Here is a 14,414-nt window from a genome sequence, read left to right as displayed (position 1 = left end):
GTGGCGGGCGCTCAGGCGAGCTTGCCCTCATGGAATTCGCGCTCCAGCTTGCGGAGCAGCACCTGCTGGCGGCGGACCTGATCGATCGCGCGCCACGGGCTGCGCAGCCCTTCGTATTCGCTCGAAAGCCAGCCAGAGTAGCCCGAGCGCAAGATCGCAGACATTACCGGGCGCCACGGGATGTTGAGGTCTTCGAGGCTGTCGTCGATATCGTGGAACTTGGCCTGGATGAACACGACGTAGCGGGCGATATCGAGGAACTGTTCGGGCGGCACCTTGATGCCATTGAGGAACGCCATGTGCTTGCGCGCCTCTTCGTTGATCTGGTGCGAACCCCAGTGCGTGAGCGGGCGATCCTGAAAGATGCCGGTATCGATCATCAGGCCGAAGTTCTGCGTACCCGTCCGCTCAATGAAATTGATGTAGCCATCGGTGACGCGGTGCTTGATCGGCGTGGGCGAATGGATTTCCGGGCAGATCACCACGCCAAGCTGGTGCGCGAGATCGAGATTGCGCTCGACGTAGGCCTGCCACTGCGGATCGGGATCAAGCTCGTGCGACGTCACGCCGAACTTGGGGCGGAGGAACTTGAAGCCGAGCCGGTGCGCAAGCCTCAGATCACGCGCGAGTTCGGCCGCGCCTTCTGCCACGGTGAGATTGCGCGTGAGGGTGATGCGGTTATCGACCCAGGCGCAGAAATTGGTGGGCTCGAGCTTGTAGCGATCGACGAGGCCGAACCAGTGATCGAGCCAGGCGGATGACGGTTCGGGATAGCCTTCGATCTGGCCTTCGCCGAGGATTTCGATGCCGGTGGCGCCGGTATCGGCGATGTGATCGAAGGCATCTTCCAGCGTCATCACCGAACCATAATCGTTGACGTAGCTGTAGACCGAGACGCCGTATTTGAGAGAGCCCATGTTCCGCAAAATCCCCGCGCGCACGCGGCGCAATATGTCGGCGGCCGGGTGCCGCCGACATATTATCTAATCGCTGATTAAATTGAGCGCAAGCCGGCAATGGCGTGCGGGCTGGTCAGGCAATCGAGATGGCGATCTTGCCCTTCTGGCGCTGCGCACCATTACGCCCGAGGACGGCATCATAGGCGGCATCGGCTTCGGTGAGCGCGAAAATGCGCGGATCGAGGCGCGGGAGGAGCTGGCCGCTTTCGGCCAGCTGCGTTGCGGCGGCAAGGATCTCGCCGTAGTGGGCGCGCCCTTCGTCGGCCAGCAGGGCGTGGAGCGTGAAGACGCCGGAATAGGTCCCCTGCTTGAACGACAGCGGCGCGAGCGCGTGCGTGCCCCAGCCGAGGCAGCTCACCACATGGCCGAAGCGGGCCACTGCCTTGAATGAGGCATCGAGCACGTTGCCGCCCAGCGTATCATAGACGACGTCGAAGCCCTTCCCGGCTGTGTGCTCGGCCACGTAGCTCGCAATATCGCAGGTGGCATCGATCGGCACGGCGCCGAGGCTGCGGACATAGGCGAGATCCTCGCCAAACGCGGTGGCGAAAACTTTGGCTCCGCGCGCCAGTGCGATCTGCACGGCAACATGGCCGACCCCGCCGCCACCGCCTTGCACGAGCACGGTCTGCCCCTCGCGGATGCCGACACGGTCGACGAGGCCTTCCCACGCGGTGATCACCACCAGCGGCAGCACCGCAGCCTCGCGCATCGAGAGATTGGCGGGCTTGTGCGCGAGCAGCCGCGCATCGGCGGAGACGAACTGCGCCAGCGATCCCTGCATCCCGCCGACACCGCCGGTGAAGCCGTAGACTTCGTCACCCGGCGCAAACGCGTCGACCCCCGCGCCGACGGCCTCGACCACGCCGGCAAGGTCCATCCCGAGCACGGCCGGCAGCGGATGGCGGGCGTGGGCCGCTTCGCCGGCGCGGATCTTGGTATCGAGCGGATTGGTCCCGGCGGCAGCCACGCGGACGAGGACTTCGCCGGCGCGCGGGACAGGCTTGGCGATTTCGCGCACGGTGAAGGGGCCGCCATTGGTTTCAACAAGCGCTGCGAGCATTGAAGTGGAAGCGATCATGGTCTTTCTCCTCTTGATGCGAGGAAAATGGACCCGTCAGAGTTGAACGAAAATCCAAATGAATGCATGATACTCATACACTTTTGAATGGATGTCCGTGATGACAAGCCCGCCGATGGAGTGGAGCGATCTGCCGATCTTTCTGGCAATCGCGCGCGAAGGCACGCTTGGCGGCGCGGCGCGGAAGCTGGGGCAATCGCAGCCGACCATGGGCCGCCGGTTGCGCGCGCTGGAAGCGGCGATGGGGCTCACGCTGTTTCAGCGCACTGCCGATGGCTTCATCCTGACCGACGAGGGCGCGGTCCTGCTGCGCCACGCCGAGCGGATGGAAGCGGACGCGCAGGCGCTCTCGCGCGAGCTTGCGGGGAGCAGCGGCGGCCTTGAAGGCATGCTGCGGCTGACCTGCTCCGACTGGTTCGGCCGCATCGTGCTGGCCCCGGTGCTTGCCGAATTCAGCCGGCTCCATCCCGGGGTGATCGTCGAGACGCTGACCGACCAGCGGGTCTACAGCCTTGGCCGGCGCGAGGCCGATCTGGTGTTCCGGATTACCGGATTCGACGAACCGGAAGTCATCGCACGCAGGCTGATGACCGTGCCCTACGCGGTCTACGGCGAAGCAGGCCGCTGGCGCCCCCGTGCGGGCGAGGCCGAGCCTTATCCTGTCGTGGTCATGGACACCGCCTTCGGAGCGATGCCGGACGTCGAGTGGCTGCTGCGGACGCTTCCCGGCGCGAGGATCGCCGCGCGCAGCAACAGCCGCGAAATCCAGGCGGAGCTTTGCGCGCGGGGGACCGGCCTTGCAGTTCTGCCGAGGCCGCTGGGGGATTCGATCGAGGGCATCGAAGCACTCGACCTTGGCCCCTGCCCGCCCACGCGGGACACCTGGCTGGGCTACCACCGCGACCTCAAGCGCTTGCCGCGCCTGCGCGCGCTGGTTGACCTGCTCATTGAGCGACTGGCGGCGGGGTGAGTTTGCCGGGCTGCTGCCCTCCGGCAGATTATCGCTTCGGCTGGCACAAGTGAGTTGGCGAACTGGTTCTAATCTTCGGCGCCGCAGCGGCCTATCCATACTGGCAGAGCCGCCGACCGGTGGCCCGCATCAGAATGGGAACCCCGCCATGTCCGCACGTCTCGATTATACCGCCGCCAGCCCTGCAGGGATCAAGGCGCTTGGCCAGGTCTACGGCCACATCATGCAGTCCGGCCTCGACGCAGGCTTGCTCGATCTCGTCTATCTGCGCGTGAGCCAGATCAACGGCTGCGCCTATTGCATCGACATGCACACCGCCGACCTTGCGAGGCGCGGCGTGTCAGCCGGAAAGATCGCGCTGCTCGCCGTGTGGCGCGAGGCAGGCGCACTGTTCAGCACCGAGGAACGCGCCGCGCTCGGCTGGGCCGAAAGCGTTACGCGCGTAGCCGACAGCGGCGTGCCCGATGCCGATTTCGCGGCCGCGAACGCAGTGTTCGGCGCGCGGGAGCTGACCGACCTCACCATCGCGATCGGCCTGATGAACGCATACAACCGGCTCGGCATCGCCTTCCGCGCCGTGCCTGGTGCAGTTGCTGCGCTGGCAAGAGCTGCCTGAGCAATTGGTGCAGCTTCGTCACCAATGAAATGCTGGCGGGGCGGATTATCGCGCGCGCGCCATATGACTACTCTTTCCCTCGCACACATCCGGGCGTCCCCCCACTCCCCCCCTCCCGGCTGACGTCCGGGTGTGTGCACCCCTTCTCCCGGCCAAAAGGACAATGACCATGAAGATACTCTACCAGACGCAGGCCACCGCCATCGGCGGGCGCAGCGGTTCAGCCGCCAGCGCCGACGGAACGCTGCGCGTGCAGCTTGCGACGCCGCGCGAGCTTGGCGGCGACGGCGCAGCGGGCACCAATCCGGAGCAACTCTTTGCGGCTGGTTATGCGGCCTGCTTCCTTTCGGCGATCAAGTTCGTCGCCTCGCAGGCCAAGGCGGTGATCCCCGCCGACGCCAACGTCACCGCGACGGTCGGCATCGGACCCAACGAGCGCGGCCCCGGCTTTGCGCTCGATATTGCGCTGGCGGTCGACCTGCCCGGGCTGGAGCGCGAGGCGGCGGAACGCATCGTCGCGGCCGCTCACCAGGCCTGCCCCTATTCCAACGCCACGCGCGGCAATGTGGATGTTCGCATCACGATTGCCTGAACCCGCCCCGCGCCGGAGCCACGGCTCTGGCGCGGACACCGCCTGAGGAGAGAGACGATGTACGCCCTTCATGATGGATTTGTTGTGGCCGAGCCCGCGGCCGCCACCCCGTTTGTCCGCCCGCCGATGATGAGCGAGGCCGCCGTGCCTGATCTGCCGAGCGAAATCGGGCTGATGATCCTTGGTTCCTACGGCGCGATCATGGCCGCGTTCCTTGCGCTGTTCATGCGGTCCGCAGACGCTGCCATGATGGTGGTCATCAGTACGGGCTATGTGGTGATGTACCTGACGGTCCCTTCCCTTTTCCTGAAAACGGAAAGCCGGTCTGGCCGCCTCAGCATGGCCAAGTTCATGGCCGATGGCATCGAGACCTGGACCGGCCATGTCGGCGGACGGGCCGCGCTGGTCCAGATCCTGTCGATCCCGCTCACCATTGCATGCGCTGTCACCGCGATCGGGATCGTCTTCCGCTTCGCGATCTGATGCTTCAGGTCTCGATCCCCACGGCCCAGGATTTCGTCGCGAAATGCTGGCGCAGGAAATCGAGCAGCACGCGCACCCGGGCAGGCCGCGCCCGGCCGGGAGGCGTGACGACATGGACCGGAGCAGGCCGCACCGGCCAGTCCTTGAGCACTTCTTCAAGGCGGCCATCGGCGAGTTCCTCGGAAACATAGGCCTCGGGCAGCGCAGTGATGCCGAGCCCTGCGACCAGCGCTGGAACCGCTGCAACACCGTTGTTCACATGGTACGGTCCATCTACATGCACAGTGACTTCTCCGTGGACGGCATGGCGAAAGTGCCAGGCCTCCGCGCCCGCGATATGCGTGAAGACCAACGCCGGAAAGCGCGTCAGATCCGCCGGATGTTCGGGGCGGCCGTGCTTATCGAAATAGGCGGGCGAAGCGACGAGCGGCACGCGAAACGCGAACAGCTTGCTGATGCGCAGCGATGAATCCGGCTCCGGCCCGGCGCGCAGCACGACGTCGACCCCTTCGGTGATGAGGTCGATGCGGCGGTCGGTCAGTTCGAAATCCACCTCGATCTCGGGATAGCGCGCCATGAATTCGGGCAGCAGCGGGGCGAGTTGCTGGATGCCGAACGCGGTGGTGCTGGCAAGGCGGATCAGCCCGCGCGGGATCGCGGCTTCCTCAAGAATCTCGGCCTCGACCGCAGCGCCATCGGCAAGGATGCGCGCGGCACGTTCGAGCGACAGGCGCCCGCTTTCGGTCAGCGACAGGGACCGGGTCGTGCGGTGCAGCAGGGTTGTCCGCATCCGCTCTTCCAGCCGCGTCACCGCTTTCGAGACGGTGGTCTTGGCAAGGCCCAGCTCTTCGGCCGCCTGGCTGAAGCTGCCGCGCTCGGCAACTTTGGCGAAGATCGCCCAGGCTTCAAAATCAGGCATGTGCGGCAAAGCGGCAAGCTCCCGGATGCGCCACCCACAGCTTCGCCAGATTGCAAATCGGGTGCAGCGCATATTGGTCTGTTTCCGGCAACAATCAAATGCCGCGCTGGTCGATAACCCTCGGCGGCGATCGGGTTTAACTGGAGATCAGACAAGGGGATCGCGGCAGGACCCGCCCCTCATTTGGAGACAACGCGATGGGCATCCTGACAGGCGCTTTCCTCAAGCGGGCCTTTTCCCGGCTTGATCGGCAAGTGCCGCCCCAAAGCCGGGACAGCCGCTTCGCCGCCTGATTTTCGGCGAGCCAAGTTTCGCGAAATACAGTAAAAAAGCCGCCGAAACCTGCGAGTCAGGCCGGCATCGATAACACTTCGTTTTTACCCCGCATCGAAGGAGACCGATGATGACCACCTGGCTTGAAACACTCGTGACCGCGACCCCTGAAGAGGGTTTTGCCCTGGCGATGAAGCTTTCGCGCATGGCGGTGAAGCTGACCCAGCCTTCCGACGAAGTGCGCCAGAAGCTGCGCCCGATCTATGAGGAAGACGCCAATGCACTCATCGCCTCATCCCATGTCGTGGCGGTGAATTTCCAGACGATCGCCGCTGCCAATGGCTATTGGCGCTGAGCTCGGCTGCGAACCGGGCAGGCATGAAGGAGCGCCGTGATGACTGAGGAGGCACCCTATGTCTTCAAGCCGCACGAACGGCCGACCCTGCCCGGCTCGCCCGCCAATCCGGCTCATCCGGTGTGGCGCCGGCGCGGCTATTTTGCCATCGGCGCGCTGGTGGGGATCACCGGCGGGCTCGGCAACGCGCTGACCCTCGTCAACCTCAATTTCGCGCAAGGCTCGCTGGGGCTCTACAGCGATGAGGCGACCTGGCTGACGGCGGCCTATTTCATGACCAACGTGCCGTCCAACCTGCTGCTGGTGAAGTACCGCCAGCAGTTCGGTTTGCAGCCGTTCATCCGCTGGATGCTCGCGGTCTATGCGCTTTCCACCTTGCTCCACTTGTTCGTGCATGACTTCTGGTCGGCGGTGGCCGTGCGCGCGATCAGCGGCATTGCGGCGAGCGGCCTTTCCACGCTGACGATCCTCTACTTCATGCAGAGCATGTCCGCGCCCCGGCGGCTGGCGGGTGCGATGATCGGCATCTGCGTGCCGCAGCTCGCCACGCCGCTCGCCCGTGCGCTGTCCCCCCGGCTGCTCGATTGGGGGGACTGGCACATGCTCTACTGGTTCGAACTGGGGCTGGCGCTGGCCACCCTTTCGGCCGTAATGGCACTGCCGCTGCCACCGAGCGAGCGCGAGAAAGTGTTCGAGCCGCTGGATTTCCTCACCTTCGCGCTATTTGCGCCGGGCGTTGGGCTGCTTGTCGCGGTGCTTTCGGAAGGGCGCATCGAATGGTGGACCGAGCGCCCCTGGATGGGGATCGCGCTGGTGCTGAGCGTTGCGCTGATCGGCGCTGCGCTGGTGGTCGAGCATCTGCGGGCCAATCCCCTGATCCAGACCCGCTGGCTCGGCACGCGCCACCTCGTGCGGCTGATCCTCATTGCTGCCTCGATCCGCATCCTCCTGTCCGAACAGGCGTTCGGCTCGATCGGGCTGCTGAATGTGGTGGGGATGAACAACGACCAGATGATAACGCTCAACCTGATCGTCGTGGCGGCCTCGCTCGCCGGGCTCGCGACTGCCGTGCTGACGTTCCGGCCCGGCAATCTCACCGCACCGATCAACTTCGCGGTGCTGCTGATCGCGGTCGGCGCGTTCATCGATGCATCGGCGACCAACCTGACGCGGCCGGAAAACCTCTATTTCAGCCAAGCGCTGATCGGCTTTGCCTCGCTGATGTTTCTGGCGCAGGCCATGGTGATCGGCATCTCGCGCACGCTGCTGGCGGGGCCGAAGCACTTCATCAGCTTCGTCGTGATCTTCGCGATGAGCCAGAGCCTGGGCGGGCTGGTGGGCACTTCGCTGCTCGGCACCTTCCAGATCGAGCGCGAGAAGTATCATTCGCACGAGCTGGTGCAGTCGATCGTGATGACCGATCCGGTCGTCGCGGGCCGGATGCGCGGCAGTGCGGGCGTGCTTGCGCAGACCCAGGGCGATCCGGCGCTGCGCGGTGCGGCAGGCGGCGCGCTTGTCGCGCAGCAAGTCGCGCGTGAGGCCAATATCCTCGCCTTCAACGATGTGTTCCTGCTGGTCGGCGCGCTTGCGCTGCTGACCGAGCTATGGGGCCTTGCCATCCGCTGGTCGATCTGGCGTCGGCATGAGCCCTCCCCCGTCATCCTGCTCCAGCAGAAAATGGCGCAGGCTGCGAATGCAGCCGCGCAGCCAAAGCCATGAGGCCCTTGTCATGACCGAAACCACCCAATCTCCGCCCGGCTCTGCCGCCGATCCGCAAGTCGCGGCCACGCGCCCCGAGGGCTGGAACCCACCCGCCAAGAGCCGCACGACGATTGCGGTGATCATCGTGGTGGCCCTCATCGCCATCGCGGCCTTGCTCTACGCGTGGCGCCTGCCGCCGTTTGCCGGCCTCACCGAAGTGACCGACAATGCCTATGTGCGCGGGCGGGTGACGATCATCAGCCCGCAAGTGAACGGCTATGTGACATCGGTGCCGGTGCAGGACTTCACCGAAGTGAAGGCCGGGCAAGTCATCGCCACTATCGATGACCGCATCTACCGCGCCCGCGTTGCGCAAGCTGAGGCCAATGTCGCCGCGCAGGAAGCCGCGCTCGCCAATTCCTCGCAGGCGCAGCGTTCGCGCGAGACGGCGACGCTGAGCCAGGATGCCGGCATCGCCAATGCCCGCGCGCAGCTCGATCGCGCCCGGGCCGATATGAAGCGCGCCGATTCGCTGGTAGCCGATGGCTCGATTTCCGAGCGCGAGCGCGATCAGACGCGCGCGGCGCTGCTTGCGGCGGAAGCCGGGGTGCGCCAGGCCGAGGCCGGGCGCGCTATCGGAACGCAGGACGTGCGCACCGTGGTCGTCGGGCGGGACGGCCTTCGCGCCGCAGTCGAGGCGGCGAAGGCGCAGCTGCGGCTGGCGCAGATCGATCTGGAAAACACCGTGATCCGCGCGCCGGTGGACGGCCAGCTTTCCGAGATCGGCGTGCGCAACGGCGCTTATGTCACGCCGGGGACGCAACTGGTGTTCCTGGTGCCCCGCGATGCGTGGATCGTCGCCAATTTCAAGGAAAGCCAGACGCGCGGCATGGCGGTCGGCCAGCCTGCGACCTTCAAGGTCGACGCACTGGGCGGGCGGGAACTGACCGGCCATGTGCAGAACATCTCCCCCGCCGCCGGGTCCGAATTCGCAGTGATCAAGGCGGACAACGCGACCGGCAACTTCGTCAAGGTGGCGCAGCGGATCGCAGTGCGCATCGGCGTCGATCCCGGCCAGACGGCGGCGCGGCGGCTGCGGCCGGGCATGTCGGTCGAAGTGTCGGTCGATACCCGCGCGAAGGGGGAATGAGCATGCGCGCGGCTCTTCTTCTGCCTATCCTGCTGCTGGGTGCCTGCGCTCCGGGCGGAAAGCCGCAGGCCGTGGTGCCGGTGGTGCCTCCTGCCGCGTGGCGCAGCCCCGCCGATCAGGACGCGGGACCGGTCGATGCGCAGTGGTGGCAGTCGTTCGGTGATCCGGCGCTTGCCCGGCTCGTCGAACGTGCGATCGCGGGCAATCCTGATGTCGCGATTGCCGCGGGGCGCGTGCGCGAGGCGCGGGCCAATGTGGCGCTGGCTCGCTCGCAGCTCCTCCCAACGCTCGACGCCGGGATTGCCGCAGGCCATTCGCGCACGGTCAGCGCGTTCGGCACGCCGCTCAATCAGGACTTTGCCCAGCCGCAATTGAGCGCGGGCTACGAAGTGGACCTGTTCGGCAGGATCGCCGATTCAGTGCGGGCCTCGCGCGCGGCCTTCCTTGCGAGCCAGGCTGCGCATGACAGCGTGCGGCTTGCGGTGGCGGGTGCGGCTGCCAGCCAGTATATCGCGCTGCTCGGGCTCGATGCGCGGCTGCGCGTGGCGAAGGAAACGCTGGCGGCCCGCGCGGATTCGCTGCGCATCGCCCAATCGCGCGACCGGGCCGGGTATTCGCCCAAGCTGGAGCTGCAACAGGCCCGCGCCGAATACGATGCGACCGCGCAGATCATCCCGCAGATCGAAACCGCGATCCGGCGCAGCGAGGACGGCCTGAGCCAGCTTGCCGGAGACACGCCGGGGCCGATCGAACGCGGCGCGCCGCTTGCCAGCCTTGCGGTGCCTGCGGTTCCGGCGGGGCTGCCCTCGGCGCTGCTGGAACGCCGTCCGGATATTGCGCAGGCGGCAGACCAGCTTGCCGCGAGCGATGCTGCGCTTTCCGCCTCGCGCAAGCGGTTCCTGCCGCAACTGCGCCTCGGGCTGAGCGGGGGCCTTGCGATTTCGAGCCTGCTCGCCGATCCGATCACGCTGTGGCAGGCGGGCGGCAGCGCGCTTGCGCCGATCTTTGCTGGCGGGCGGCTTCGCGCCGGGGTGGAAGTCGCCGCCGGACAGCGCGATCAGGCCGCCTTCGCGTATCGCCGCACCGTGCTGCAGAGTTTCCGCGAGGTGGAGGACGCGCTGGCGTTCATCAAGGGCGTTGACGATCAGATCGCGCTGGCCCGCCACCAGCGCGACACCCTGGCCGAGGGATTGCGCCTTGCCACCAACCGCTACCGCGCAGGCTATTCGGGCTATCTCGAACAGCTCGATGCGCAGCGCGGCTTGCTGAGTGCCGATCTCGCGCTGGTCAGCCTCGAAACCGATGCGCTGACGGCGCGCGTGCAGCTCTATCAGGCACTGGGCGGCGGCTGGACCGGGCCGGAGACGCTATCGGGCAAGTAGGCGGCTTACTCGGCCGGCATATTCCGTTCGAGGAAGGCGATCACCGCCTCGTTGAAAGCATCGTTGCGATCACCGGCCACCATGTGCCCGGCGCCGCCGACATCGGCTACTTCGAGAGCGGGCACGAGGGCGCGGAACGCGGCGACGCCCGCATCACTGACGACATCGCTCTTGAGGCCGCGCACCAGCAGGACCGGCACGCCGGTTTGCGGAAGCACTGCGGCTGATTTGCGCACGAGGTCGTGGAAGTCCTCCGGGCGGTGCGAGACGATCCGCGGATCCCAGTGCCAGTAGAGCCGGCCGTCCTCGCGCTGGCGCAGATTGCGCATCAGGCCGCCGGGATCGCGCGGGCGCGGGCGTTCCGGATTGTAGGCCGCGACGGCATCGACAGCTTCGTCCAGCGTGGCGAACCCGTCCGGATGGGCGCGCATGAAGTTGACGATGCGGCTGATCCCTTCGGGCTCGGGATGCGGGACGATATCGACCAGCACCAGCGAAGCAGGGCGCAGGGTCTGTGCGGCCGCGTGGATCGAGGTTGCCCCGCCAAGCGAGGCCCCGACCAGCGCGAAGGGCCGATCGATCTCGCTGACAATCGCCTTGAGATCGGCGACGCGGTCATCGAGCGAGTAGGCGCCATGGGCAGACCACTCGCTTTCACCGTGGCCGCGCGCATCGAAATTGATCACCCGGTAGCCGCGCCGGGCGAGCGCAGTGGCGGCGCCCGACCAGCTGTGCCGGGTCTGTCCGCCGCCATGGAGGAGGATCACGACCGGTGCTTCGAGCGGCCCCAGATCATCGGCGGCAAGCACGAGATCATCGTGCGAGGCGATGCGGAGCAGCCGCGCGGGCGGTGCGGCGGTGGGGGTGTCCTGGCTCATATCCGGCGGCTTTCAATCGAGATGGTAGGCACAGGTCCATGCCTGCGAGCGGGCGGCGGCATCATCGCGGGAGGAACCCTTGCGCGAGAATGCCGACCATTTGCCGGGCGATATCCTCCGGCGCCAGCGCGCCAGCGGGCTCGTGCCAGCGGGCAGGCCAGTTGAGCGCGCCGGCGAGCGTGAAGGCGGTGAGCTTCACATCGCACGGGGCAATCGAGCCATCGGCCACGGCCGCTTCGATCAGCCCGCGCAAGTCCGCATCGATCTGGCGCTTGAGCGCGCGGAAGCGCTTGCGGCTTTCGGGCGCGAGCGCTTCGTCGCCGGTGCGGATCACGCAGCGGCCGAAATCGTCCATGTTGACCTCGGCAAAGCGGACGAGGAACGCGATCAGGCGGTCCGCGCCGGTCCCTGCGCGGGCGCGCGATTGCTCGGCAGCTTCGATCAGCTGGCCAAGCCCGATCGAGACGCATTCGAGCAGCACCTGATCCTTGTTGCCAAGGTAGTGGTAGATCGTGGGTTTGGAGATGCCGAGCCGCGCCGCGACATCGTCGAGCGAAGTCTGGTGGAAGCCGCGTTCGTTGAACATCTGCACCGCCGCGCGCAGCACTGCGGCGCGCTTTGCCTCACGCGCGGAGCGTTTTTCTTCCGGCGTTGGGAAAGGCGATTGAGCGGGCTGCATCGTGCGGTTGAAGTTGACGGAAAACTTGAGCGCATGCAATCTACTCATGCGTAAAAAATACAGGCGAAATAGCCCTTGATTCGTGGCATCTGCCCCGGAACACGCCAATCCAGAGGAAGGCTCGAGGACATGACGATCAGCAGCGAAGCGCTGGAAATGGCAGCGAAGGTCGAGGCATTCGTGAGGACTGCGATCTTCCCCTACGAGCAGGACCCGCGCCGCGACCATCACGGTGCGCCGACCGACGAACTCGTGATGGAAATGCGCGAACTGGCGCGCGCGGCAGGCGTGCTCACCCCGCATATCCGGCCCGACGGCAGCCACTTCAACCAGCGCGAGACGGCGGTGATCCTGATCAAGTCGGGCCTCACCCCGCTGGGGATGCTGGCCTGCAACACGCAGGCGCCGGACGAGGGCAACATGTACCTCATCGGCCATGTCGGCAGCCCGGAGCTCAAGGAACGGTTCCTGAGGCCGCTGGTGGAAGGCCGCGCGCGCTCAGCCTTCATGATGACCGAACCGGCCGAACTGAACGGCGCGGGCGCAGACCCATCGATGATGCTCACCACCTGCCGCAAGGATGGCAACCACTGGGTGGTGAACGGCAAGAAGTGCTTCATCACCGGGGCAGAAGGCGCCAAGGTGGGCATCGTGATGGCGAAGTCCGAGGATCCGGACAGCAAGGGCGGCGCCTGCATGTTCCTTGTCGACCTGCCCGATCCGGCGATCCAGATCACCGGCGTGCCCAACACCATCGACAGTTCGATGCCCGGCAGCCACGCCGAAATTACCATCGACAACTTGCGCATACCCGCTGACCAGATGCTGGGCGATGCCGGCGAAGGCTTCAAATACGCGCAGATCCGCCTCTCCCCCGCGCGGCTCTCGCACTGCATGCGCTGGCTGGGCGGCTGCATGCGCGCGCAGGAAATCGCGACCGACTATGCCAACCGCCGCATGGCCTTCGGCAAGACGCTGATCGACCACGAGGGCGTGGGCTTCATGCTCGCCGAGAACATGATCGACATCAAGCAGTGCGAACTGATGATCGACTGGTGCGCAGGGGTGCTCGATACCGGCTCGCTGGGCACTGTCGAAAGCTCGATGACCAAGGTGGCGGTCTCGGAAGCCCTGATGCGGATTGCCGACAAGTGTGTGCAGGTGATGGGCGGGCTCGGCGTGACCGACAAGACCATTGTCGAGATGATGTTCCGCGAAGTGCGCGCGTTCCGCATCTATGATGGCCCGACCGAGGTCCACAAGTGGAGCCTCGCCAAGAAGCTGCGGCGTGACTGGAAGGCCGCGCAATGACGGCTGATCTGGCGGCTGCGAATACCGGCGCGGGCAAGGTCCGCGTCGCGTTTGACGAGGCGGCGCTCGGGGCGTGGATGGCGTCCCATGTCGAGGGCTTTGCTGGGCCGCTGACGGTGGAACAGTTCAATGGCGGGCAGTCCAACCCGACCTACCGCCTGACCACGCCGGGCCAGCGCTATGTGCTGCGCCGCAAACCGCCGGGCCCGCTGCTGAAAGGCGCGCATGACGTGCTGCGCGAGGCGCGGGTGCAGCAGGGCCTCGCGGCGACGGAGGTTCCCACCGCGCGCATCTTCGCGGTCTGCGAGGACGAGAGCGTGATCGGCAGCGCGTTCTACGTGATGGACATGGTCGAGGGGCGGATTTTCTGGGACGCGGCCTTTACCGAAGTGCCCAAGGGCGAGCGTGCCGCGTACTTCGATGCGATGAACCGCGTGATCGCGGCGCTCCATTCGGTCGATGTCGAGGCGGTGGGGCTTGGCGATTATGGCAGGCCGGGCAACTACTTTGCGCGCCAGATCGGGCGGTGGAGCAAGCAATACCTCGAGGACGAGCTCGCCGGGCGCCTGCCGGACATGGACGCGCTGGTCGAGTGGCTGCCGACCGCGATCCCCGCGGGCGACGAGACCGGAATCGTCCACGGCGATTTCCGCTGCGACAACATGATCTTCCACCCGACCGAACCGCGCGTGCTGGCGGTGCTCGACTGGGAGCTTTCGACGCTGGGGCATCCGCTGGCCGACTTTGCCTATCACGCGATGATGTACCGCATGCCGGGCGATATCGTGGCGGGGCTCGGCGGCGCGGACCCGGTGCCGCTCGGCCTGCCGACCGAGGCCGAGTACATCGCCGCCTATTGTGCGCGAACGGGGCGGACAAGCATCGCGAACTGGGACTACTACCTCGCGTTCAATTTCTTCCGGCTGGCGGCGATCATGCACGGCATCAAGGGCCGCGTGCTGCGCGGCACCGCTTCCAACGCGCAGGCGCGCGAGCGGGCGGAGTCCCTCCCCCGGCTGGCGGCGCTGGCGCGCGCTGCGATGGAAAACGCGCGGTAGCGGCTGA

General features: G+C 66.3%; 15 protein-coding genes. 10 read left to right on the top strand and 5 right to left on the bottom strand.

All coding sequences use genetic code 11. The features are described from left to right. Nucleotides 1–11 precede the first annotated feature (11 nt). Together ACO056_RS09060 and ACO056_RS09055 are read right to left on the bottom strand one after the other, a co-directional pair. Nucleotides 12–917, bottom strand: coding sequence for a sugar phosphate isomerase/epimerase family protein (locus tag ACO056_RS09060; RefSeq protein ID WP_421854916.1), 906 nt, complete (start codon nucleotides 915–917; stop codon nucleotides 12–14). A gap of 115 nt (nucleotides 918–1,032) precedes the next feature. Then, nucleotides 1,033–2,040: a zinc-dependent alcohol dehydrogenase family protein gene (locus ACO056_RS09055; protein ID WP_421854914.1), complete on the bottom strand. Its 1,008-nt coding sequence runs from the start codon at nucleotides 2,038–2,040 to the stop codon at nucleotides 1,033–1,035. A gap of 100 nt (nucleotides 2,041–2,140) precedes the next feature. Here ACO056_RS09055 and ACO056_RS09050 point away from each other — a divergent pair, with 100 nt between their 5' ends. The 4 genes from ACO056_RS09050 to ACO056_RS09035 all read left to right on the top strand — a co-directional run bounded on the left by ACO056_RS09050 (nucleotide 2,141) and on the right by ACO056_RS09035 (nucleotide 4,701). After that, the gene (locus ACO056_RS09050) at nucleotides 2,141–3,010 is read left to right on the top strand and encodes a LysR family transcriptional regulator (RefSeq protein WP_421854911.1); all 870 of its coding nucleotides are present in this window, start codon (nucleotides 2,141–2,143) and stop codon (nucleotides 3,008–3,010) included. A 148-nt stretch (nucleotides 3,011–3,158) separates the two neighbouring features. Continuing rightward, entirely contained in the window at nucleotides 3,159–3,626 is a 468-nt protein-coding gene (locus ACO056_RS09045; protein WP_421854908.1) for a carboxymuconolactone decarboxylase family protein, read from the top strand. 163 nt (nucleotides 3,627–3,789) lie between these two features. Continuing rightward, nucleotides 3,790–4,218: an organic hydroperoxide resistance protein gene (locus tag ACO056_RS09040; protein WP_421854905.1), complete on the top strand. Its 429-nt coding sequence runs from the start codon at nucleotides 3,790–3,792 to the stop codon at nucleotides 4,216–4,218. Between the two features lie 57 nt (nucleotides 4,219–4,275). After that, nucleotides 4,276–4,701, top strand: a complete 426-nt coding sequence (locus ACO056_RS09035) for a hypothetical protein (RefSeq protein ID WP_421854902.1) — start codon at nucleotides 4,276–4,278, stop codon at nucleotides 4,699–4,701. A 4-nt stretch (nucleotides 4,702–4,705) separates the two neighbouring features. Here the strand turns inward: ACO056_RS09035 and ACO056_RS09030 are convergent, their stop codons facing one another. Then, nucleotides 4,706–5,620, bottom strand: coding sequence for a LysR family transcriptional regulator (locus ACO056_RS09030; RefSeq protein ID WP_421854899.1), 915 nt, complete (start codon nucleotides 5,618–5,620; stop codon nucleotides 4,706–4,708). Between the two features lie 403 nt (nucleotides 5,621–6,023). Here ACO056_RS09030 and ACO056_RS09025 point away from each other — a divergent pair, with 403 nt between their 5' ends. Genes ACO056_RS09025 through ACO056_RS09010 form a run of 4 tightly spaced genes read left to right on the top strand, consistent with a single transcriptional unit; the run spans nucleotide 6,024 to nucleotide 10,481 of the window. Further along, nucleotides 6,024–6,248, top strand: coding sequence for a hexameric tyrosine-coordinated heme protein (locus ACO056_RS09025; protein ID WP_421854896.1), 225 nt, complete (start codon nucleotides 6,024–6,026; stop codon nucleotides 6,246–6,248). A 39-nt stretch (nucleotides 6,249–6,287) separates the two neighbouring features. Further along, the gene (locus ACO056_RS09020; protein ID WP_421854893.1) at nucleotides 6,288–7,967 is read left to right on the top strand and encodes an MFS transporter; all 1,680 of its coding nucleotides are present in this window, start codon (nucleotides 6,288–6,290) and stop codon (nucleotides 7,965–7,967) included. A 10-nt stretch (nucleotides 7,968–7,977) separates the two neighbouring features. Further along, the gene (locus ACO056_RS09015) at nucleotides 7,978–9,099 is read left to right on the top strand and encodes an HlyD family secretion protein (protein ID WP_421854890.1); all 1,122 of its coding nucleotides are present in this window, start codon (nucleotides 7,978–7,980) and stop codon (nucleotides 9,097–9,099) included. A 2-nt stretch (nucleotides 9,100–9,101) separates the two neighbouring features. Next, nucleotides 9,102–10,481, top strand: a complete 1,380-nt coding sequence (locus ACO056_RS09010) for an efflux transporter outer membrane subunit (protein ID WP_421854887.1) — start codon at nucleotides 9,102–9,104, stop codon at nucleotides 10,479–10,481. Between the two features lie 5 nt (nucleotides 10,482–10,486). Here ACO056_RS09010 and ACO056_RS09005 read toward each other — a convergent pair whose 3' ends face one another. Both ACO056_RS09005 and ACO056_RS09000 read right to left on the bottom strand, forming a co-directional pair. Then, on the bottom strand, nucleotides 10,487–11,359 hold the full coding sequence (locus ACO056_RS09005; RefSeq protein WP_421854884.1) for an alpha/beta fold hydrolase: 873 nt from the start codon (nucleotides 11,357–11,359) through the stop codon (nucleotides 10,487–10,489). Nucleotides 11,360–11,420: 61 nt separating this feature from the next. Continuing rightward, on the bottom strand, nucleotides 11,421–12,038 hold the full coding sequence (locus ACO056_RS09000) for a TetR/AcrR family transcriptional regulator (RefSeq protein WP_421855421.1): 618 nt from the start codon (nucleotides 12,036–12,038) through the stop codon (nucleotides 11,421–11,423). A gap of 129 nt (nucleotides 12,039–12,167) precedes the next feature. On the opposite strand from ACO056_RS09000, the gene ACO056_RS08995 reads away from it, so the two are divergent. Both ACO056_RS08995 and ACO056_RS08990 read left to right on the top strand, forming a co-directional pair. Then, the gene (locus tag ACO056_RS08995) at nucleotides 12,168–13,349 is read left to right on the top strand and encodes an acyl-CoA dehydrogenase family protein (RefSeq protein WP_421854881.1); all 1,182 of its coding nucleotides are present in this window, start codon (nucleotides 12,168–12,170) and stop codon (nucleotides 13,347–13,349) included. Continuing rightward, nucleotides 13,346–14,407: a phosphotransferase gene (locus tag ACO056_RS08990; RefSeq protein ID WP_421854878.1), complete on the top strand. Its 1,062-nt coding sequence runs from the start codon at nucleotides 13,346–13,348 to the stop codon at nucleotides 14,405–14,407. The genes ACO056_RS08995 and ACO056_RS08990 overlap by 4 nt, the downstream gene beginning before the upstream one ends. Nucleotides 14,408–14,414 lie beyond the last annotated feature (7 nt).

The organism is Novosphingobium sp. (assembly GCF_965228995.1).
In the GTDB taxonomy this organism is placed as follows: Bacteria; Pseudomonadota; Alphaproteobacteria; order Sphingomonadales; family Sphingomonadaceae; genus Novosphingobium.
This window is presented reverse-complemented; position numbering and strand designations above follow the sequence as displayed.